Genomic DNA, 19,422 nt, shown 5'->3' with positions numbered 1-19,422 from the left:
CCGGATGGTCAGTGCCAGCTCAGTGCCGGGTCAGCGTCCCGGCCACCCGGCTGATGGCACTGGCCCAGGCAAACTCGGTCTCCGGGTCCAGTTCCGCCCCCAGAACATCGCGCAAAGCGGCGATCAGCGCCCGCTTTGCCGCCTCCGCCTCCCGCGGGCCAAGGTCCAGATGGGCGTGTTCCTGCGCCAGCTGCACGCCGATGTCCTCCAGCGTGCGCGGGTCATCCAAATTGCGCACACAGGACGTGATCATCGCCGTCAGCATCGTTTTCTGCTTCACGAAATTGCCGCGGAACATCCCCCGCGCCTCCGGCAGTCGGGTGAAGAGATGCACATAGAACCGTTCTGCCAGATCCGCCTTGCGGGCAAATATGCCTGCGAAGCTCTGCTGAACATGCTGTATCTCTTGTGGTCCCATATGGTTCACCCTGACCGCGTATTGGCAGCACCGGCGGGCGGTCGGACACCGGCGCAACAACCATTCACCACCTCAGTGTGGCGCCAAAATCCTAACATCTGATTGCGCCGCACAACCCTGGGCTGTCCCCGCGGGGACAGCCCGGCAAAACAAAAAAGCCCCCTGGCAAAGCCAGGGGGCGTCTTGTGCGCGAACCGGGAACCGAAGGATCAGTTGACCGCTTTGGCCTCGATCTCCGGTCGGTTCGGGCGGGAGGAGGAGATTTCGATCCGGCGCGGTTTCAGCGCCTCCGGCACCTCGCGGTGCAGATCGATATGCAGCATGCCGTTTTCATGGCTGGCGCCGGTCACGTGGACGTGGTCGGCCAGGGTGAAACGGCGTTCGAAGGCCCGGGTGGCAATACCGCGGTGCAGGAAGGTGCGGCCGTCGCCGTCCTCTGCTTTCTTCGCGGACACGACCAGCGCGTTTTCCTTCACTTCGACGTTCAGGTCTTCGTCAGAGAAACCGGCAACAGCGATTGAGATGCGGTAGCTGTCAGCATCGGTCTTCTCAATGTTGTAGGGCGGGTAGCTGGACTGGGCCGCGTCAGCGCTCAGGGCGCGGTCCATCAGGCTGGCGATCTGGTCAAAACCGATGGTGGCACGGTGCAGCGGTGCAAAATCAAAAGTACGCATTTTCCATCCTCATTCATGAGCGATTTCAGGATGCCTTCCCCGCAGGGACAGGCTGATTTTTCTCCGGGCCCCAATCAGCGGCTGCCCGGACAATCCTGAGATAGGAAGCGGAAATTGCGGCTTCAAGAGGTCTGTCAGTCGCCCACGCTGACAAATTTTGCACCACCTGCGGAAGCACCGCTGCCAACCCGGATCCGCTTGATCCGCCGGTCAGGTGCTGCCACCGGATTGCGGCGCAGCTGCGCCTTCAGCTCTGCAACCCGCTGGGGCAGCTTCATGCCGAATGCGATCTTCTTGCCCTGATAACTGCCGCCGCCCGAAACCAGCGCCAGGATGCGTCCACGGCCGCCAACCTGTGAGAACACCGGCGCCCCGGAAGAGCCGAAGGTGACATTGCAATCGATCATCAGCACGTCCCCATGCTCCCCCATCAGGTTGCATTCACGCTGGCGCGACAGCGCCTCAGCCCGGCCCATGCCGTAAGAGGTTACCGAAATGTTAACGCCGTAATCCTGGCCAGAATGCAGCGCAAAGGCATCTGCCTGACCGCTGAGGACCGGCTCCGCCAACCGGATCAGCGCCACATCGTGGCGGATATTCTCCAAGGTCAGGCGTTGGCGCGGATCGTAGCCGGGATGCGCCGCGATCTGCAGCGCCTGCCGCTCGGCAATCGCCACCCCGTCCCGCAATCCGGCCCGGAACCGGATCTGCTCTGCCGGGCGCTGATCCCCGTTGCGGTCATAGACGCAATGCGCCGCCGTCAGCACCAGTTCCGGGGCAATCAATGTGCCGGTGCAGAAGCCCTGCCCGTTCAGCTCCAGCCGGCCCACGGCCTCCCAGCCGAACAGATCATCGCGGTCGGTTAGCCGCCGCAGGCCAGTTTCCTGAGCCGCCGCACCGCCGGCATAGGCCAGAACCGCAGCCGCCAGTATCAGCGCCCGCCGGATCATTGCTTGATGAACTTTGCACCGGAGGAGCTGGCGCGCTCCCCCGCCTTCACCCGGCCCACGCCAGGGGGCAGCTGGCCGCCGGTCGCAACCGCAGTCAGCTGCGCCTGCAGCAGAGTCAGTTCCTCGGCCAGGGCAGATCCCAGCGACACCTGCTTACCGCTCACCTCTGCCTTGGCAGAAACCACCGAGACGATGCGCGGCACGCCACCGTCAAAGGAAAACACCGGCGCACCGGAGGAGCCGAAATCCACGTCACAGGACATTACCAGCACCCCCTGCTGCCGCGCCATCACCGCGCAGACCTCTTGCAGGGACGGCGCCTCAGACCGGTCATGGGCATAAGAGACGACACCGATCTTGGCTCCTTTGCGCGGGCGCGCTTCGGTTTCAAACGGCGTGACCTTGGTATTGCGGATCGGGCGCTGCAATTGCAGCAGAGCGATGTCATTGCGCACCCGGCCGGTCGAAAGCTCCCCGTCATAGACATAAGAGGGATGCTGCACCGCCCGGCGCACAGAGCGGTAGGCAGAGGCGCGGCCGTTGCGCCAGCCGGCCAGGAATTCGATGGTGGCGGGGTCGATCGGCGCCTTGGTGCGGCTGTCATAGAGGCAATGCGCGGCCGTCAACACCAGGTCAGGAGCAATCAGCGCACCGGTGCAGAACCCCTCGCCATTCACGTCGAGCCGCCCGACAGCTTCCCACTTGCGGCCCGCATCCAGGGTATCCATCCGCTGTAGTCTGCTGTCCTGCGCCATTGCTGCGGCTGGCAGCAGCAGCGCTGCAACCGCAAGAATCCACTGCCTCACATGCGTCTCCTCTTATCCACCGGGTGGGAGATTATTTGTCTGTTCAGGCAAAATTACGGCAAATGCGCGGTTTGTGCAGCCCGATTCTTTCCGCTTTTCAAACACCGTTCAGCGCAAGATGGGTACCTCCGGCGCGCGTATGCCCGGTGCCGTCAGCGCAGGCGGCTGCGGGCCGCCCGTGGCCCAGTCCAGCAGCTCGACCGTATGCACGATGGGCAATTCGGTGCCCCCGCCGATCTGCATCATGCAGCCGATATTGCCAGCAGCGATCAGATCGGGCTCTTTGGCCTCCAGCGTCTTGACCTTGCGCGCCTTCAGCTGGGCCGAGATTTCCGGCTGCATCAAATTGTAGGTACCGGCCGATCCGCAGCAGAGATGGCTGTCGGCAGGCTCCACCACCGTGAAACCGGCCTGTTTCAGCAGCGTCTTGGGGTGGGTCTTGATTTGCTGGCCGTGCTGCAGCGAGCAGGCGGCGTGATAAGCCACTGTCAGCCCCTTGTCCTCCCCCTCAGGCAGATCCAGCTGCATCAGCAATTCGGAGATATCCATCGCAATGCCTGACACCCGCGCCGCATCCGCCGCCAGTTCGCTGTTTCGGAACACATGCCCGTAGTCCTTGACCGTGGTGCCGCAGCCGGAGGTATTGATGACAATCGCATCCAACCCCTGCCCGTCGATCTCTGCCGCCCAGGCGCGGATGTTTTTTGCCGCCGCAGTGCGGCTCTCATCCTCGCGCCCCATGTGGTGGGTCAGCGCCCCGCAGCAGCCCGCCCCCCTGGCGACCACCACTTCGCAGCCGAGCCGGGTCAGCAGGCGGATGGTGGCGTCGTTGATATCGGTGTTCAGCGCCTTCTGGGCGCAGCCGGTCATCAGCGCCACGCGTTTCCTGCGGGGAACCTCGGGCGCAAAGCTCTGCGGATCGTCATTGCGGCTGACTGGCGGAATGGTTTTCGGCGCCATATCCAGCATCGCGCGCAGCCGGGGATCCGGCAGCAGACCCTTGAACGGTTTCGCCAGCTTGGCCCCCAGCAGCGCCAGCCGGAACCGGCCCGGATAAGGCAGGATCCGCGCTAGGAGCCAGCGCAGGGCCTTATCGCTCCATGGCCTGTCGTAGTGCTTTTCGATATAGGCGCGGGCATGGTCCACCAGATGCATGTAGTGCACGCCTGACGGACAGGTGGTCATGCAGGCCAGGCACGACAGGCAGCGGTCGATGTGCTTGACGGTCTTTTCGTCCGGCACCCGTTCGTTTTCCAGCATGTCCTTGATCAGGTAGATCCGACCGCGCGGTGAATCCAGCTCATCGCCCAGCACCTGATAGGTCGGGCACGTCGCGGTGCAAAACCCGCAGTGGACGCAAGAGCGCAGGATTTCATTCGCGCGTTTGGTGCCGGGGTCCTGCAGCTGTTTTTCGGTGAATGTGGTCTGCATGTGTTACCCCATCAGCCCCGGATTGAGGATGCCGCGCGGGTCGAACTGCCACCGCAGACCTTCGGAGATGGCTGCCAGCGGTGCGGGCTGCGGCTGGAATACGCCGATCCGCGCGCGGGTGTCTGCACTGGCCCGCACCAGCGTGGCATGGCCCGGCACATTTGCCAGTTTCTGCCTTAAATCCTCCCCTTCCGGCACAAGGCTCCAGATCAACCCGCCGCCCCAATCGACAACATGCTCGAAATCCCTCTGCCCTGTTACTTTAAGCATGTCAGTCGGCTTTACCGAGGTTCGCCACACGTCTCCGGCTTTGCCGTGAAACGGTTCTGCGTCGCGCAAGGACTGCCAAATTTGGGCATTTTCTTCTGCGTCGATGTTCAGCTCATCAGGTTTCAAATCTGAAAAGAGCCTCCGCAGTTCTGTCAGGCGGTATTTGACGGAATCTTCGAACCCCTCCACCCGAATGTACGTCATCGATTTTCCAGCGGCACCCTGCGGAACCCTGCCTGCACCAGTCACGTCATAGGGTGACTTCAAAGCTTCACAGAAGACTTTCAGCGACGCGACCCATCCAAGCCCGTGCCAGACCAACGTGCCACTGCACTCAGGCTTTGGCAGCACTTTCAAAGACACCTCCGTCAGCACTCCCAAGGTGCCGTGGGCGCCGCACATCAGCTTGACCAGATCATAGCCGGTCACATTCTTCATCACCCGGCCGCCGTTCTTCACCGCTTGGCCGGACCCATCCACTAACCGCACCCCCAACAGGTGATCGCGCGCCGCCCCCGCCTGGATTCGCCGGGGGCCGGAGACATTGGCGGCAATCACTCCGCCAACGGTCGGCTCGCCATCGGTGCCCAGCAGGCCGCGGTGATCCATCGGTTCAAACGCTAGCCGCTGGTTTTCCGCGGCCAGCAGCGCCTCCACCTCCGCCACTGGGGTGCCCGACTTGACCACCAGCGTCAGCGCGCCGGGCTCATAGAGTTCAATACCGGATAGCCCGCGCGTGCTCAGCACGTCCCCTTCCACACCCAGCCCGCGGCTGCCGCCGCCCTGAATGCACAGCGGCCCGCTTGCGCCTGCAATGGCCTCGGCCAGCTCTGCCTCGCTCCCTGGTGTCATCATATTCATCTTTCCCGAAAATACTCTGGGGGTTTGGGGGCTAGCCCCCAATCATTCAGCAGCCAGCGCCACGGCCCGGCGGCTTTCAGTTACAGACAGCGGGAACACCTTGGCCGGGTTCAAAAGCCATTTGGGATCAAACACATCCTTAACTTTCAGCTGCGCTTCCAGATCCGCCGCGCTGTACTGATGAAGCATCAGGTCGCGTTTCTCGATCCCGACCCCATGCTCGCCGGTCAGGCAGCCGCCCGCCTCGACACAGAGCTTCAGGATCTCGGCACCAAAGGCCTCGCAGGTTTCCAGATCGCCCGGTTTGTTGGCATCGAACAGGATCAGCGGGTGCATGTTGCCGTCGCCCGCGTGGAACACATTGGCCACATCCAGCCCGAATTCCTTGCTCATCTCACCGATGCGGCGCAGCACGAAGGGAAGTGAGGACACCGGGATCGTTCCGTCCAGGCACATGTAATCGTTGATCTGCCCCATGGCGCCAAAGGCCGACTTGCGGCCCAGCCAGATGCGGGCGGCCTCATCCGCATCCCCCGCCTCGCGCAGCTCCACCGGGTTGTGGGAGCGGGCAATCTCTGTGATCAGCCCCAGCTGGTGCGCGATCTCGGCCTCGCTGCCCTCGACCTCGATGATCAGCAGCGCCTCGCACATCGGATAGCCCGCCTTGGCAAATGCCTCGCAAGCCTCGATGCAGGGGCGATCCATGAATTCGATGGCCACCGGCAGCACACCCGCCTTGATGATGTCGCTGACGCAGGCGCCGGCCACCTCGTTGCTGTCATAGCCGATCAGAACCGGGCGGGCGCCCTCAGGCTTGCGCAGGATCCGCAGGGTGGCCTCAGTCACCACCCCCAGCTGCCCTTCGCTGCCGCAGATCACGCCCAAGAGGTCCAGCCCGCCCGCATCCAGATGCGCACCGCCGATTTCCGCCACGGTGCCATCCATCATCACCATGGTGACACCCAGCAGATTGTTGGTGGTCACCCCGTATTTCAGGCAATGCGCCCCGCCGGAATTCATCGCGATATTGCCGGCAATAGCGCAGGCCAGCTGCGAAGACGGGTCGGGGGCGTAGAAGAAATCCTCTTCCTCCACCGCGCCGGAGACGCTGAGATTGGTGCGCCCGGTCTGCACCCGGATAATGCGGTTGTCGTAATCGGTCTCCAGCACCTCATTCATCCGCGCCACGCCCAGGATCACGCAATCTGCCGTCGGAAGCGCCCCGCCCGCCAGCGAGGTTCCTGCACCGCGCGGCACCACCGGCACGCCTTCCTCGTGGCAGATCCGCAGCACGGCTGAGACCTCTTGCGTGCTCCGCGGCAGCACCGCCAGCAGCGGCGGGCATCTGTAGGCAGTGAGCGCATCGCATTCATAGGCGCGGGTTTCCGCCTCGTCCTGGATCACCGCATCCGCGGGCAGCACGGCACGCAGGCGCTCGGCAAGCCGCGCCTTGCGGGCCAGAATGGCGGGGTTCGGGGATGGCATGTCCATCGGGCTCTCCTATTTGGTAAAATGATATTACCAATTCTTCCCGTCTGGCAAGGGACGGATTGCCACGCTACGGTCAGGCCATGATCTGGACCACCCGCCTTGCGCAATTCACCCTCTTTGACCTCGCCGCACTGACCCTGCTGATCGCAGGCTGGCTGTGGATCGGCTGGAGGATTGAGAATCCGCCTGCCGGGCGGCCCTCTGTCTCACTGCTGATGGAGGATTTCCGGCGCGACTGGATGAAACGGATGGTGGAACGCGACCCGCGGATATTTGACGCGCAGCTGGCCGGCAACCTGCGGCAGGCCACCGCCTTTTTTGCTTCTGCTGCGATGATTGCGATCGGCGGCGGGCTGGCACTGATCGGCAATACTGAACAGCTGGCGGGGGTTGCAGAAGACCTGATCCAGGACAGCGCTCCGGCCTTTGTCTGGGAAGTGAAGATCCTTGTTGTGCTGCTGCTTCTGTCCAATGCGTTTTTGAAGTTTGTCTGGTCGCACCGGCTGTTCGGCTATTGCGCGGTGCTGATGGCGGCGGTGCCGAATGATCCGGCCCATGAGCTTGCCTATCCGCGCGCCGCACAGGCGGCCGAAATCAGCATCACTGCCGCGCGCAGTTTCAACCGCGGCATGCGGTCGACCTATTTCGCGCTGGCCGCCGTGGCCTGGCTGGCGGGCGCCCTGCCGCTGGGCGGGGCCGCGTTGATTACTGTTGCGGTGCTGTACCGGCGCGAATTTGTCTCGCACTCCCGCCGGATCCTGCTGCGCATCCCGTCTGATAGCAAAGGGGACACGGTTTCGTGACTGCACAGCGGGCTCCCCAAGGCTAAGGTGCGGGCATGAAACACTTGCTTCTGACCTGTGCGCTCAGCGCCGCCGCCCTGCCCGCCCTTGCAGATGAACCGGTGATCGAGGACGCCACCGCCCGCGCCTCTGGCGGCAGCTGGTCCTTCAGCGTCACCTTGTCCCACCCGGACACCGGCTGGGAGCATTACGCCGACGGCTGGCGAGTGCTGGATATGGACGGAAACGAACTGGGCCTGCGGGTGCTGGCGCATCCGCACGAGCACGAGCAGCCCTTTACCCGGTCACTTAGCGGTGTGCAGATCCCGGAGGGAATAACCAGGGTGCAGATTCAGGCCCGCTGCCTGGTGGATGGCTGGGGCAAGGAAACTTACGTGCTCACCCTGCCCTGATCTTCTTCTGGCTAAAAAATTCCCGTCCCGCTGCCCGGCAGGCGGCTATGCCGCCGGGAGGGGAGGCATGCGCCCCAAGGCACCTTCACACCCGGTGGTACGGGCTGCCCGCCAGAATGGTTGCGGCGCGGTAGATCTGCTCCGCCAGCATTACCCGCACCAGCATATGCGGCCAGACCATCTTACCGAAGGAAATGGAGAAATCGGCCTCGGCCCGCAAGGAAGGGTCGATCCCGTCCGCGCCGCCGATGATTAGCGCCAGGTCCTGGCGGCCGCTGTCGCGCCAGCCAGCCAGCCTGTCCGCAAAATCGGGGGAAGACATCACCTTGCCGCGCTCATCCAGGGTGCAGATCACCGCGCCCTTGGGCAGCGCCTTGCGCAGCAGCGCAGCCTCCGCCGCCATGCCTGCGTTTTTCTTATCCTCAATCTCCACTACCCGCGCAGGACCCAGACCCAGAGCGCGGCCAGTCCGGTCGAACCGGGTGAGATAATCGTCGATGAGGGATTTTTCCGGGCCAGAGCGAAGACGCCCGGCCGCACAGATATGCAGACGCATGAATTTCCTGCAGCAATCCGGCCCGCACGCCTGTGCGGGCCTGCCTCAAATCAGCCTTGGATCAGCCCTCGGCGGCCGGTGCTGCCGGGGTGCCTGCGGGCATCCACATCTTCTCAAGCTGGTAGAACTCGCGCACTTCCGGGCGGAAGATATGGACGATCACATCACCGGAGTCGATCAGCACCCAGTCGCCGGCATCCTTGCCTTCGACCTTACAGGTGATCCGGTACTCCTGCTTGAGCCGGTCGGTCAGCTTTTCTGCCATCGCAGCGACCTGACGGGTGGAGCGGCCGGAGGCCAGCACCATGTAATCGCCGATCGACGTCTTGCCGCGCAGGTCGATCTGCACAACATCTTCGGCTTTGTCATCGCTGAGTGAGGAGAGAATCCGCTCCAGCAGCTGTTCGCTGGTGGGCTGGGACTGGGCGGCCATCACGGCTGCCCCATTAACAGCGGCATCTGCCGCTTGAGGTACGGGTGACAGGACATAGTCCTCCTTGCAACGCGCCGCCAAGCCCCGGCGCCGGGCCTGTTAATAATGTAGCAACCGGAGGGTAACTTTTCAATAAAACCACGCCCCGGCGATGCAAGCCCTGTGCTTTATCCGTCATTGTCCGAAGGTGCAACCCTGACCGGCAAAGGGTCGTTCAGCATCCGGACTTCGCGCTGCGGGAACGGGATCGAAATGTCTTCTTCCTGGAACGCGTCCCACAGCGCCAGATAGACGTTGCCGCGGATGTTGGTGAGGCCGCCGGTGGGGTCGTCGATCCAAAACCGCAACACATAATCAACGCTGCTGTCGCCAAAACCGGTGATATGGCAAACCGGCTTCTTGCTGCCGTACTGCAGCACCCGCTTGACGCCACAGGCGGCCTCAATCGCGATCTTGCGCACCTTGTGGGGATCGTCGCCGTAGCCGGTGCCGAAATGCAGGTCCAGCCGCACGTATTTGTCGGAATGCGACCAATTCACCACCTGGGTGGTGATCAGATCTTCGTTCGGAATCAGGTATTCCCGCCCGTCGCGGGTCACGACTGAGACATACCGCGCGCCCAGCGCATTGATCCAGCCGAAGGTGTCGCCCAGCGAGATCACATCGCCCGGTTTGATTGATTTGTCCAACAGGATGATCAGGCCCGACACCAGGTTCGACACAACCTTCTGCAGGCCAAAACCCAGGCCCACGCCGATGGCGCCGGACAGCACCGCCAGGCCGGTCAGGTCGATGCCGATCGCCTTGAGCCCGATAAAGAATGCACCGCCGAACAGCAGGATCTGCGCCAGTTTGGCCCCCAGAACCTGCATCGACGGGGAAATATCGGAATTGGCACGGATCCGGTTGGCCGCCACCGAGGAGATCACCCGCGCCAGCGTCAGCATCACGCCCAGGATCACAACCGCCTGCACCACCAGGAACAGCGAGATCCTGAGATCGCCGAAATTGATGGCGACGCCGTCCAGCAGATGTATCGCGTCTTCGGTGATGCCCAGGATGCGCAAGGTGATCCAGGCCCAAGCGCCGTATTTCACGAGGTTCCGGAGCAGCGGATTGCCCACCAGCCGGGTGGCAAAGGAGACAATCAGCCAGGCCAGCGACAGGTTGGCGATGACGGTCAGCAGGCGGGACCGGCTGGGCCAGGTCATTTCCTGCATGATCAGGACCACCATCCAGATCAGCAGCACAAACAAGATGCCGCGGATCCGCTTGTGCACCACCAGCCCGGCCCGGATCCGCCAGCGCGGCCAGCCCTCGCGCGCCCGAAGCCAGTTGTGGAATGCGTTCTTCAGCGGACGAGCAATCAAGGTTGCCAGCACAAAGACCGCAACAACGATCCCGGCCTGGTACGCGTTCCAGGGCCGCAGCAGCAGCTCGAGCCCTTCTGATGCCAGTTCCCACAGCCGCTGGCCAAGCTCCAGCGCCTCGGCGGTGCTTTCGGCAATCGCGTCCCTGGGTGGTGTCTGCTCTTCCGGCTCCATTGCGCCCCCGTTTTCTGCCACTGTGCCGTTCCGCTGGGTTTCGATCAAGCCAATGCGAAGTTCTCGCCACCATTGCCGCCGTTTGCTAGGCTGCCGGAAAACCGGAGGGGCAGATGGCAGAAACCGTAAAACAACCGCTGTGGATGCGTTTTCTGATGTTTCTGGTGCCGGGGATTTTCATTCTGTTCGGCCTCATAGCCTTTCTCGACAACTGGCGGTTTGTGCGCCATGCGCAGCCCGCGGAAGCAGAAATTCTGTCAATTCGCTATGTTCACGGGACCCGCACGGATTCCGTCACCAAACGCACGGTCGACGACGGCGACTACTACCCCACAGTGCGCTACAGGGATGCGGCCGGCGATTGGTGGCAAGCGGAAACTTTTCTGCCAGTGTTCTTCACGCCGGAGGTGGGCCAGAAATTCGAGATCCTCTACCACGAGGAAAACCGCGGCTGGGTGCAGGAGCGGCATGGGTTCTTCACCACCTGGATGATGCCGCTGGTCATGGCCGGGCTGGGCATCGCCGGCGCCTTTGGCATGCGGTTTGCCCTGCGATCGATGTCGCGGGCAGACACAAGACGGCTGGCACAGAAGAACAGCACCGGCTGATGACTGCTTTGACGCAGGACAGGCTTGGGCCGCCGTCTGCGAACGAAGCTTGATTGCCGGCCTTTGCGGATGTATCTGACAGCCATGACCCTCGTATTGGCGCAAAAGATCGAACTGCAAGACCGCGCGCGGCTGCGCGAACGGTTCTTTGGCGCCGCCCGCACGGTCCTGGCGCGCCTATAAGGTGCTTGCCCAGCCCAAAGCCAGCATACCCAATACATCACGGGAGAGGACCCATGTCCCCCAAGACACTCTATGACAAGATCTGGGATGCGCATGTAGCGCATGAAGCAGAGGACGGCACCAGCCTGCTCTATATCGACCGCCACCTGGTCCACGAAGTGACCAGCCCGCAGGCGTTTGAAGGCCTGCGCATGGCCGGCCGCAAGGTGCACGCGCCCGAAAAGACCATCGCGGTGCCGGACCACAACGTGCCGACCACACTCGACCGCGCCAAAGGCATCGAGAACGAGGAAAGCCGCATTCAGGTCGAGGCGCTCGACAAGAACGCCAAGGAATTCGGCGTGCATTACTACCCGGTGGATGACGTCCGCCAGGGCATCGTGCACATCGTCGGCCCGGAACAGGGCTGGACCCTGCCCGGCATGACCGTGGTTTGCGGCGACAGCCACACCGCCACCCACGGCGCCTTCGGCGCGCTGGCGCATGGCATCGGCACCTCCGAAGTGGAGCACGTGCTGGCCACCCAGACGCTGATCCAGAAGAAGTCCAAGAACATGAAGGTGGAGATCACCGGCAAGCTGAAGCCGGGCGTCACCGCCAAGGACATCACCCTGGCCGTGATCGGCGAGACCGGCACCGCCGGCGGCACCGGTTATGTCATCGAATACTGCGGCGAAGCAATCCGCGATCTGTCGATGGAAGGCCGCATGACCGTCTGCAACATGGCGATCGAAGGCGGCGCCCGCGCGGGCCTGATTGCGCCGGACGAGACCACCTTTGAATACGTCAAAGGCCGCCCGCACGCCCCGAAAGGCGCCCAATGGGAAGCCGCGTTGAACTGGTGGAAGACCCTCTACACCGACGAGGGAGCGCATTTCGACAAGGTCGTCACCCTGAAGGGCGAGGAGATTGAGCCGGTCGTGACCTGGGGCACCTCCCCTGAGGACGTGCTGCCGATCACCGGTGTGGTGCCAAACCCCGAGGACTTCTCCGGCGGCAAGGTCGAAGCGGCCCGCCGCTCGATCGAGTACATGGGCCTGACCCCCGGCCAGAAGCTCACCGACATCGAGATCGATACCGTGTTCATCGGCTCCTGCACCAACGGCCGTATCGAAGACCTGCGCGCCGTGGCAGACGTGGTGAAGGGCAAGAAGATCAAGGACGGCATGCGCGCCATGATCGTTCCGGGCTCCGGCCTGGTCCGCGCCCAGGCTGAGGAAGAAGGCCTGGCCGAGATCTTTGAGGCCGCCGGTTTCGAATGGCGCCTTGCGGGCTGCTCGATGTGCCTGGCGATGAACCCCGACCAGCTGGCCCCGGAAGAGCGCTGCGCCGCAACCTCGAACCGGAACTTCGAAGGCCGTCAGGGCTACAAGGGCCGCACCCATCTGGTGTCGCCTGCCATGGCCGCCGCCGCCGCGCTGACCGGGCGGCTGACGGATGTGCGTGAGCTGATCTGAACCTGAGGGGCCAACGATGCCGTCCAGCCCTTCCCTTCCCGCGGTCGCAAGCCTGTGGATCGGTGACAGCCTGAACTGGCTGCACGAACTGTCCTTGGCCAGTTTCGTGCAGCGCGGCCATGAGGTTGTGCTGTTCCACACCGGGCCTGCGGCACCGCCGGTTCCTGCAGGTGTCCGCACCTGCCCGGCGGCGGAAATCTGGGACCCTGCCAAGGCAGGGCACGGGGAGGCACCAGCCTCGATGCTGTCGGATCTGTTCCGTCTTTACCTGCTGAAGCAGACGGACATGATCTGGATCGACACCGATATGCTCTGCTGCCGGCCGTTGCCGGACGCGGACTATCACGTCGGCTATGAGCCGACACGGTCGATCAATGGCGCAGTCCTGCGGCTGCCGAAAGGCTCCGCAACGCTGAACCATCTGCTGGACTGGTTCGAGGACCCCGGGTTCGTGCCGCCCTGGCTGGGCCGCAGGATCCGCAAGGAAGTGGAAGCCGCGCCGCCCGGCAAGCGCCTGCTGACAGCCTTTGAGCTGCAGCGCCCGTCGCTTGGCCCCCGGGCGCTGGACTACACGCTGAACCTGACCGGTGAGGTCGAGCACGTGCGCGAGCCGGACGTGTTCTACCCGATCCGCGGGGTTCTGACCGATGTGCTGTTCAGCGGCAGCTGCCAGGAAGACGGCTGGCTTACGGACAACACACTGGCCGTTCATCTTTATGCATCCATGGTGCGCCGCTACCACAAGGCGCACCGGCCCGAAAAACACAGCTTCATCGCACGCCACGCGCAGGAGATCGGCTTCGATCTCAGCGGTTTGAAGCACCAGAAACAAGGAAACGAGTAATGGAAAAGTTCCAGAAACTGCAGGGTATCGCCGCCCCGATGCCGCTGGTGAACATCGACACCGACATGATCATCCCCAAGGTGTTCCTGAAATCCATCCAGCGCACCGGCTTTGGCAAGAACCTGTTTGACGAGATGCGCTATAACCGCGACGGCACCGAGATCGAGGATTTCGTGCTGAACAAGCCGCAGTACCGCAACGCAGAAATCCTGGTGGCGGGCGACAACTTCGGCTGCGGCTCCAGCCGTGAGCACGCGCCCTGGGCAATCGCCGACTTTGGCATCAAGTGCATCGTGTCGACCTCTTTCGCCGACATCTTCTTCAACAACAGCTTCAAGAACGGCATCCTGCCGATCGTGCTGCCGCAGGAGCAGGTCGATGTGCTGATGGCCGACGCGGAAAAGGGCCAAAATGCCCGCATGACCGTGGACCTGGAAGCGCAGGAGATCACCACCTCCGACGGTGAAGTGATCCCGTTCGAAGTGGACGCATTCAAGAAGCACTGCCTGCTGAACGGTCTCGATGACATCGGCCTGACCATGGAAAAGGCCGACTCGATCAAGTCGTTCGAGGACAAGGCCGCGCAGGAACGCCCCTGGGTCTGATCCTGCAGCCGCAGCTGAAACACCTGGAAACCGCCCTGTCCCTGGGCGGTTTTCTTTTTGCCCGCCAGATTCGCGCCGCATTTCCGCCGCAATTGCCTGTTGGCGGCCCGCTTGTGCGCCGTACGCGCAGCAACACAGCATCTGGTAGCGCGCCCGCCAAGACCCTCAATTTCCACCAAAACCCTGATGCAATCCGGCATCAGTGCAGTTACGAAAGTGGCCCAACACCTGCTGCGGCCTCTTGAGCGGAAAGCTGCCTGCCTGCCACAATGGGGCAAAAATGAGGCAGAGCACCCCGGAGCACTTCGCGGGGGGCTTCAAATCCGGACCCAAGAGGCAAAACGCCCGCGCCGGTTTGAAGGGAATGAATAACGTGTTTGCACGCATCACAGGCGCGGCGTTCCGCGGCATACTGGTGGCCATGCTGTTTGCGATGCCGACGCTGATTCTGCCGGCAGCCGCCACCCAGTCGCCGGAGATCATCCTGTTCATCGCGCTTCTGGGCTCAGCCTTGGCGTTCAGCGAATACGCCTCGCATTTCCCCAGCTTCGTCGAATTCCGCAATGCCCCGCCCATCAACCGGATGCGTTTTGCAGCGGCAGCGGCCACCGTTGGCGCGCTCAGCCTGCTGGCGGCCCATCCGCAGGCCCCGACCGGACTGACGGCGCTGGTGCAGCGGCTGGGCAGCTGGCTCGGCGGCCAGCTCGACTTTGCCTATTCCCCGGTGCAGCTGACAGTGCTGATGATGCCGCCGCAAGTGCCGGAGGCCGTGGTGCTGATGGTGCGGGATGCCGCTGGGTTGGCCAGCGCGGTTGCGGCAACTGCCATCGTTCTCTTTGTGCTGGTGATCCGGGTCGGTCACTGGCCGGTCGGCAGCGGCGCCTTCAACGTCTGGGTCAACCTGCCGCTGTTCGATCCCACTACCGGCGGCGACGTGGTGCAGCGGCTGCAGCGCGACGGCCGCGTCAACATCATCGGCGGCGTGCTGCTGCCCTTTGCCTTGCCTGCGGCGGTCAAGCTGGCCTCTGGCCTGGTGGACCCTGGCATGCTGGCCGCGCCGCATATGCTTATCTGGGTGATCAGCGCCTGGGCGCTGGTGCCTGCCTCAATGATCATGCGCGGCATGGCGATGCTGCGGATCGCCGGGCTGATCGCACAGAAGCGGCGTGCTGCCTGCGCTGATCCCGACGAGGCGCTGCAGACCGCATGAGGCGGCTGGCGGCGGGTCTCCTCCTGATCCTTGCCGCCGGGACGGGCTGGGCAGACACCCTGCGCATTGCCACCTTCAACACGGAACTGTCGCGCGACGGGCCGGGCCTGCTGCTGCGCGACATCCTTCGCGGCAGCGACCCTCAGGTTGCTGCGGTGGTGGAGGTCATCACCGCAGCACAGCCGGATGTGCTGGCGCTGCAAGGCATTGACTGGGACTACGAAGGCCAGGCGCTGGCGGCGCTGGCGGCGCGGCTGGCGGATCATGGGCTGGATTACCCCTACCGCATTGCACTGCAGCCTAATTCCGGCCTGCCGCCCTCTGCCCCGCTGGACATGGATGGCAACGGCAAGGCTGGTGAACCGCGCGACAATCAGGGCTATGGCCGATTCCGCGGCCAAGGAGGCATTGCGCTGCTGTCCCGGCTGCCGGTAAATCATGACGGCATCCGCGACTTTTCTTCTCTGCTGTGGAAGGATCTGGCGGGTGCCCTGCTGCCGCAGCATCCGGATGGCAGCCCCTTTCCCTCCGCCGAGGCGCAGGCCGTGCAACGATTGTCCGCTACTGGTCATTGGCTGGTGCCGCTGATACCACCGGATGGCTCCCGCCTGAATGTGATGACTTTCCACGCCACCCCGCCGCTGTTCGATGGGCCGGAAGACCGCAACGGGCTGCGCAACCGCGATGAAATCCGCCTATGGCAACTGCTGCTGGATGGCCAGCTTGGGCCGGCGCCAGACGGTGCTTTTGTCATTGCAGGCGACGCCAATCTCGACCCCGGGCGCGGGGAAGGCCGCAGAGACGCGATCCGCAGCCTGCTGTCGGATCCGCGCCTGCAGGATCCGCTCCCGCAGAGCCCGGAAGCAGGCACAGACACCGTCGAATGGCAAAACGCGGGCCGCATGCGGGTCGACTATGTGCTGCCTTCTGCCGGTCTGACCGTGACCGCCAGCGGTGTGGTGTGGCCAGACGGTCCGGATGACCCCGCAGCAGCCGCCAGCCGCCACCGGCTGGTCTGGGTGGATTTACTGCTGGACTGATCCCCCCGCGACAACATCATTACGCGGGCAAATCCCCTTCTTTCCCCTTTATTACCAAGGGCTGTTATTGACCCTGCCCCGCTGTCCCGCTACGCCCTTGCCAGCTGTTATTTTGGAGGATCCCCATGCCCAACCCATCGATTCTGATTCTGCCCGGCGACGGCATCGGCCCAGAGGTCATGGCCGAAGTGCGCAAGATCATCTCCTGGTTCGGAGACAAGCGCGGCCTGCAGTTCGATGTGAGCGAGGATCTGGTCGGCGGCGCGGCTTATGACAAGCACGGCAAGCCGCTGGCGGATGAGACCATGGCCAAGGCGCAGGACGTCGACGCAGTGCTGCTCGGCGCGGTGGGCGGCCCGGCCTATGACGATCTGGACTTCTCCGTGAAACCCGAGCGCGGCCTGCTGCGCTTGCGCAAGGAGATGGACCTTTACTCCAACCTGCGCCCGGCGCAGTGCTTTGACGCGCTGGCGGATTTCTCCTCGCTGAAGAAGGACATCGTTGCCGGTCTGGACATCATGATCGTGCGCGAGCTGACCTCCGGCGTTTACTTCGGCGAGCCGCGCGGCATCTTCGAAGAGGGCAACGAGCGCGTCGGCATCAACACCCAGCGCTACACCGAGAGCGAGATCGAGCGCGCCGCCCGTTCCGCGTTCGAACTGGCGATGCGGCGCAACAAGAAGGTCTGCTCGATGGAGAAGGCCAACGTGATGGAATCCGGCATCCTGTGGCGCGAGGTTGTGACCCGCGTGGCAGCTGATTACCCCGAGGTCGAGCTGTCCCACATGTACGCCGACAACGGTGCAATGCAGCTGGTGCGTGCACCCAAGCAGTTCGACGTCATCCTGACCGACAACCTGTTCGGCGATATCCTGTCCGACTGCGCCGCGATGCTGACCGGCTCGCTGGGCATGCTGCCCTCCGCCAGCTTGGGCGCGCCTATGGAAAACGGCCGCCCCAAGGCACTTTATGAACCCGTGCACGGCTCTGCGCCCGACATCGCAGGCCAAGGCAAGGCCAACCCGATCGCCTGCATCCTGAGCTTTGCCATGGCGCTGCGCTACAGCTTCGACCAAGGCGCCGAGGCCGACCGGCTGGAAGCCGCGGTCGAGAAGGTTCTGGCCGACGGCGTGCGCACCGCGGACCTGCTGGCAAGCGAAGGCGTGGAGCCGGTCTCCACTAGCCAGATGGGCGACGCAGTGATCGCAGCGCTGGACGCAAGCCTCTGATTTCCAGTCGCTAATCCGGAACTAACAAAGCCCCGCCCGGCCGCCGGCGCGGGGCTTTTTCGTGCCTGTGGAGCCGCAGCCTGCAGTGCCAAAAAGAATTCCCGAAAACCGCATCTTTCTGTGGAATCGCCCTTGTCAAACCCCGCGCCCTGAGCTATTTCGCCCTCCACGGTCGGAGTGTAGCTCAGCCTGGTAGAGCACTGTCTTCGGGAGGCAGGGGTCGGAGGTTCGAATCCTCTCACTCCGACCAATAAAACAAGGCGCCTTCGGGCGCCTTTTTTGTTGGCCGGCTCTCTTGGCCGCAAGGGACAATCAGGCTCAGCACGGATGCCAGCCCAAGCAGTCAGCCTGCTGCCATGCCACTATCCGGTTCGGGCAGTTGCAACCGGATGCCCAGGCTGAACCCATCGGGCGGATTTTTCAGAATGGCGATGCTGCCACCCATAAGCTCCGCCAATTCGTCGCAGATCGACAGGCCCAGGCCGGACCCGCCCTTGTGCTGGGAAACCGCATTTTCGAGCTGAGTGAACCGCTCGAAAGCCCTGCCGCTGTCCTCTGCCGCTATGCCGGGACCAGTGTCGAGCACAGTGATGCTGATCGGACAGGCCGCCGCATTGTCACGCTCCAGCGCTATGGAGACGCTCCCCTTGGGAGTGAATTTCACCGCATTGTCGATCAGGTTGTTCACGATCTGGGTGACCTTCGGGAGATCAAGAAGCAGCTGGTCCGGCACATTAGCTGCCGTAGACACCCAGGTGCGCAACGGCTTGCCGTAACGGCTGGCGCTGGCTTCAAGCGCGTCCTGCCATTGGACAACCAGACCCGCTGTTTCCACAGGTTTTGGACTGAATTCCACCGCATCGGAATCAATCCGTGCGGTCTCCAGCACGTTGACCAGCTGAGTCATCAGCATCTCAGCAGCCCGGTGCCCGACATCCGCCCGCTCCCGGGTCTTGTCCGAGGCGGTTTCATCGCTCTTGATCAGGTGCAGCAGACCAAGGATCACATTCAGCGGTGTGCGGATCTCGTGGCTCATCGTAGCCAGAAAGGCAGTGCGGGCTTCGACGGCAGAATTTGCACGCGTCACCTCCGCAGCCAAGCCGGTAATGGCCGCCGCCAGCTCGGCTTCCCGCGCCTTCAGCTCTGTCAAATCGTTGTGCGCCCCGAGCATCCGCACCGGCCGTCCGTTTTCATCCCTGATTGCCAGGCCGCGGCAGCGCACCGTAACCATATGGCCATCGGCATGGCGGTAGCGGACGATCTGGTCATAGGGGTGTTCCGGGTCCTCCAGGTGCTTGTGGAAATTCTCAAGCGCCAGCACCAGATCGTCGGGGTGAATCAGATCCTGCCACTCTGACGCAAAGTGCTGCTTTGTCTGCGGGTCCAGCCCGAACAGGCGCCAGAATTCCGGGCTCATCCATTCGTGTTCCGGCTTTTCCAGGTCCCAGTACCAGAGGCCGTCCAGCGACCCAATTTGAAGGAAGTCAAAGATGGCATCATCGCTTTTAACCAGATCATACAGCTCACGCTTGAGATAATGCATATCCATCTGCCTTTGCTCGTGTCCGGCCCGCAACTAGCAATGTCAGATTTACTGCACGACGGCCAGCGCAATCA

At 63.2% G+C, this 19,422-nt stretch carries 21 protein-coding genes and 1 tRNA gene; 11 read left to right on the top strand and 11 right to left on the bottom strand.

Annotation, left to right across the window (positions count from 1 at the left end):
• Positions 1-19: 19 nt before the first annotated feature.
• The 7 genes from RA25_RS15605 to RA25_RS15575 form a co-directional block, all read right to left on the bottom strand.
• Positions 20-418, bottom strand: coding sequence for a globin domain-containing protein (locus RA25_RS15605; RefSeq protein ID WP_019297344.1), 399 nt, complete (start codon positions 416-418; stop codon positions 20-22).
• A 209-nt stretch (positions 419-627) separates the two neighbouring features.
• Positions 628-1,092, bottom strand: a complete 465-nt coding sequence (locus tag RA25_RS15600) for an Hsp20 family protein (protein WP_019297345.1) — start codon at positions 1,090-1,092, stop codon at positions 628-630.
• 134 nt (positions 1,093-1,226) lie between these two features.
• Positions 1,227-2,042, bottom strand: a complete 816-nt coding sequence (locus RA25_RS15595; RefSeq protein ID WP_039173652.1) for a trypsin-like serine peptidase — start codon at positions 2,040-2,042, stop codon at positions 1,227-1,229.
• Positions 2,039-2,797 (bottom strand): trypsin-like serine peptidase, encoded by a 759-nt coding sequence (locus tag RA25_RS15590; RefSeq protein ID WP_152610586.1) that lies wholly within the window; start codon positions 2,795-2,797, stop codon positions 2,039-2,041. Before RA25_RS15590 ends, RA25_RS15595 begins: the two co-directional genes overlap by 4 nt.
• A 159-nt stretch (positions 2,798-2,956) precedes the next feature.
• Positions 2,957-4,279: a glycolate oxidase subunit GlcF gene (gene glcF / locus RA25_RS15585; protein WP_039173649.1), complete on the bottom strand. Its 1,323-nt coding sequence runs from the start codon at positions 4,277-4,279 to the stop codon at positions 2,957-2,959.
• Between the two features lie 3 nt (positions 4,280-4,282).
• Positions 4,283-5,410, bottom strand: coding sequence for an FAD-binding protein (locus tag RA25_RS15580; RefSeq protein WP_082023087.1), 1,128 nt, complete (start codon positions 5,408-5,410; stop codon positions 4,283-4,285).
• 42 nt (positions 5,411-5,452) lie between these two features.
• A complete protein-coding gene (locus RA25_RS15575) occupies positions 5,453-6,901 on the bottom strand; it encodes an FAD-linked oxidase C-terminal domain-containing protein (RefSeq protein WP_039173647.1) in 1,449 nt (482 codons plus the stop codon).
• Positions 6,902-6,981: 80 nt separating this feature from the next.
• On the opposite strand from RA25_RS15575, the gene RA25_RS15570 reads away from it, so the two are divergent.
• Complete coding sequence (locus RA25_RS15570) at positions 6,982-7,704, top strand: DUF599 domain-containing protein (protein ID WP_039173645.1); 723 nt, start codon at positions 6,982-6,984, stop codon at positions 7,702-7,704.
• A 35-nt stretch (positions 7,705-7,739) separates the two neighbouring features.
• A complete protein-coding gene (locus tag RA25_RS15565; protein WP_039173644.1) occupies positions 7,740-8,096 on the top strand; it encodes a hypothetical protein in 357 nt (118 codons plus the stop codon).
• Between the two features lie 85 nt (positions 8,097-8,181).
• Here RA25_RS15565 and rlmH read toward each other — a convergent pair whose 3' ends face one another.
• From rlmH to RA25_RS15550, 3 genes are all read right to left on the bottom strand, one after another.
• Complete coding sequence (gene rlmH / locus RA25_RS15560) at positions 8,182-8,652, bottom strand: 23S rRNA (pseudouridine(1915)-N(3))-methyltransferase RlmH (protein WP_019297353.1); 471 nt, start codon at positions 8,650-8,652, stop codon at positions 8,182-8,184.
• 61 nt (positions 8,653-8,713) lie between these two features.
• On the bottom strand, positions 8,714-9,085 hold the full coding sequence (gene rsfS, locus RA25_RS15555) for a ribosome silencing factor (RefSeq protein ID WP_039151226.1): 372 nt from the start codon (positions 9,083-9,085) through the stop codon (positions 8,714-8,716).
• Positions 9,086-9,252: 167 nt separating this feature from the next.
• The gene (locus RA25_RS15550; protein WP_029204929.1) at positions 9,253-10,629 is read right to left on the bottom strand and encodes a mechanosensitive ion channel family protein; all 1,377 of its coding nucleotides are present in this window, start codon (positions 10,627-10,629) and stop codon (positions 9,253-9,255) included.
• A 113-nt stretch (positions 10,630-10,742) separates the two neighbouring features.
• Here RA25_RS15550 and RA25_RS15545 point away from each other — a divergent pair, with 113 nt between their 5' ends.
• The 9 genes from RA25_RS15545 to RA25_RS15505 all read left to right on the top strand — a co-directional run bounded on the left by RA25_RS15545 (position 10,743) and on the right by RA25_RS15505 (position 18,055).
• A complete protein-coding gene (locus RA25_RS15545) occupies positions 10,743-11,237 on the top strand; it encodes a DUF3592 domain-containing protein (RefSeq protein ID WP_039151225.1) in 495 nt (164 codons plus the stop codon).
• Between the two features lie 84 nt (positions 11,238-11,321).
• On the top strand, positions 11,322-11,420 hold the full coding sequence (locus RA25_RS15540; protein ID WP_226429013.1) for an isopropylmalate isomerase: 99 nt from the start codon (positions 11,322-11,324) through the stop codon (positions 11,418-11,420).
• Positions 11,421-11,473: 53 nt separating this feature from the next.
• Positions 11,474-12,877 carry a 3-isopropylmalate dehydratase large subunit gene (gene leuC, locus RA25_RS15535; RefSeq protein ID WP_019297358.1) on the top strand — a complete coding sequence of 468 codons (1,404 nt, stop codon included), beginning with the start codon at positions 11,474-11,476 and terminating at the stop codon, positions 12,875-12,877.
• A 16-nt stretch (positions 12,878-12,893) separates the two neighbouring features.
• A complete protein-coding gene (locus RA25_RS22195; protein WP_052254272.1) occupies positions 12,894-13,721 on the top strand; it encodes a hypothetical protein in 828 nt (275 codons plus the stop codon).
• Positions 13,721-14,326 (top strand): 3-isopropylmalate dehydratase small subunit, encoded by a 606-nt coding sequence (leuD, locus tag RA25_RS15525; RefSeq protein WP_019297360.1) that lies wholly within the window; start codon positions 13,721-13,723, stop codon positions 14,324-14,326. Before RA25_RS22195 ends, leuD begins: the two co-directional genes overlap by 1 nt.
• 373 nt (positions 14,327-14,699) lie before the next feature.
• The gene (locus tag RA25_RS15520; protein WP_039173935.1) at positions 14,700-15,536 is read left to right on the top strand and encodes a hypothetical protein; all 837 of its coding nucleotides are present in this window, start codon (positions 14,700-14,702) and stop codon (positions 15,534-15,536) included.
• Complete coding sequence (locus RA25_RS15515; protein WP_039173642.1) at positions 15,533-16,576, top strand: endonuclease/exonuclease/phosphatase family protein; 1,044 nt, start codon at positions 15,533-15,535, stop codon at positions 16,574-16,576. Before RA25_RS15520 ends, RA25_RS15515 begins: the two co-directional genes overlap by 4 nt.
• 125 nt (positions 16,577-16,701) lie before the next feature.
• A complete protein-coding gene (leuB, locus tag RA25_RS15510; RefSeq protein ID WP_039151217.1) occupies positions 16,702-17,805 on the top strand; it encodes a 3-isopropylmalate dehydrogenase in 1,104 nt (367 codons plus the stop codon).
• Positions 17,806-17,978: 173 nt separating this feature from the next.
• Positions 17,979-18,055, top strand: a tRNA-Pro gene (locus tag RA25_RS15505).
• A 93-nt stretch (positions 18,056-18,148) separates the two neighbouring features.
• Here RA25_RS15505 and RA25_RS22190 read toward each other — a convergent pair.
• On the bottom strand, positions 18,149-19,354 hold the full coding sequence (locus RA25_RS22190; RefSeq protein ID WP_052254271.1) for a PAS domain-containing sensor histidine kinase: 1,206 nt from the start codon (positions 19,352-19,354) through the stop codon (positions 18,149-18,151).
• Positions 19,355-19,422 lie beyond the last annotated feature (68 nt).

It is taken from the genome of Leisingera sp. ANG-S5 (assembly GCF_000813925.1).
Lineage (GTDB): Bacteria > Pseudomonadota > Alphaproteobacteria > Rhodobacterales > Rhodobacteraceae > Leisingera.
Note: the sequence above shows the minus strand (reverse complement) of the source record. Positions and strands in the feature narration are given on the sequence as shown.

Excerpts from the sequence above, each read along its gene's own strand:
- RA25_RS15605 (WP_019297344.1), bottom strand. The coding sequence starts at position 418 with ATGGGACCACAAGAGATACAGCATGTTCAGCAGAGCTTCGCAGGCATA.
- RA25_RS15600 (WP_019297345.1), bottom strand. The coding sequence starts at position 1,092 with ATGCGTACTTTTGATTTTGCACCGCTGCACCGTGCCACCATCGGTTTT.
- RA25_RS15595 (WP_039173652.1), bottom strand. The coding sequence starts at position 2,042 with ATGATCCGGCGGGCGCTGATACTGGCGGCTGCGGTTCTGGCCTATGCC.
- RA25_RS15590 (WP_152610586.1), bottom strand. The coding sequence starts at position 2,797 with ATGGCGCAGGACAGCAGACTACAGCGGATGGATACCCTGGATGCGGGC.
- glcF (WP_039173649.1), bottom strand. The coding sequence starts at position 4,279 with ATGCAGACCACATTCACCGAAAAACAGCTGCAGGACCCCGGCACCAAA.
- RA25_RS15580 (WP_082023087.1), bottom strand. The coding sequence starts at position 5,410 with ATGAATATGATGACACCAGGGAGCGAGGCAGAGCTGGCCGAGGCCATT.
- RA25_RS15575 (WP_039173647.1), bottom strand. The coding sequence starts at position 6,901 with ATGGACATGCCATCCCCGAACCCCGCCATTCTGGCCCGCAAGGCGCGG.
- RA25_RS15570 (WP_039173645.1), top strand. The coding sequence starts at position 6,982 with ATGATCTGGACCACCCGCCTTGCGCAATTCACCCTCTTTGACCTCGCC.
- RA25_RS15565 (WP_039173644.1), top strand. The coding sequence starts at position 7,740 with ATGAAACACTTGCTTCTGACCTGTGCGCTCAGCGCCGCCGCCCTGCCC.
- rlmH (WP_019297353.1), bottom strand. The coding sequence starts at position 8,652 with ATGCGTCTGCATATCTGTGCGGCCGGGCGTCTTCGCTCTGGCCCGGAA.
- rsfS (WP_039151226.1), bottom strand. The coding sequence starts at position 9,085 with ATGGCCGCCCAGTCCCAGCCCACCAGCGAACAGCTGCTGGAGCGGATT.
- RA25_RS15550 (WP_029204929.1), bottom strand. The coding sequence starts at position 10,629 with ATGGAGCCGGAAGAGCAGACACCACCCAGGGACGCGATTGCCGAAAGC.
- RA25_RS15545 (WP_039151225.1), top strand. The coding sequence starts at position 10,743 with ATGGCAGAAACCGTAAAACAACCGCTGTGGATGCGTTTTCTGATGTTT.
- RA25_RS15540 (WP_226429013.1), top strand. The coding sequence starts at position 11,322 with ATGACCCTCGTATTGGCGCAAAAGATCGAACTGCAAGACCGCGCGCGG.
- leuC (WP_019297358.1), top strand. The coding sequence starts at position 11,474 with ATGTCCCCCAAGACACTCTATGACAAGATCTGGGATGCGCATGTAGCG.
- RA25_RS22195 (WP_052254272.1), top strand. The coding sequence starts at position 12,894 with ATGCCGTCCAGCCCTTCCCTTCCCGCGGTCGCAAGCCTGTGGATCGGT.
- leuD (WP_019297360.1), top strand. The coding sequence starts at position 13,721 with ATGGAAAAGTTCCAGAAACTGCAGGGTATCGCCGCCCCGATGCCGCTG.
- RA25_RS15515 (WP_039173642.1), top strand. The coding sequence starts at position 15,533 with ATGAGGCGGCTGGCGGCGGGTCTCCTCCTGATCCTTGCCGCCGGGACG.
- leuB (WP_039151217.1), top strand. The coding sequence starts at position 16,702 with ATGCCCAACCCATCGATTCTGATTCTGCCCGGCGACGGCATCGGCCCA.
- RA25_RS22190 (WP_052254271.1), bottom strand. The coding sequence starts at position 19,354 with ATGGATATGCATTATCTCAAGCGTGAGCTGTATGATCTGGTTAAAAGC.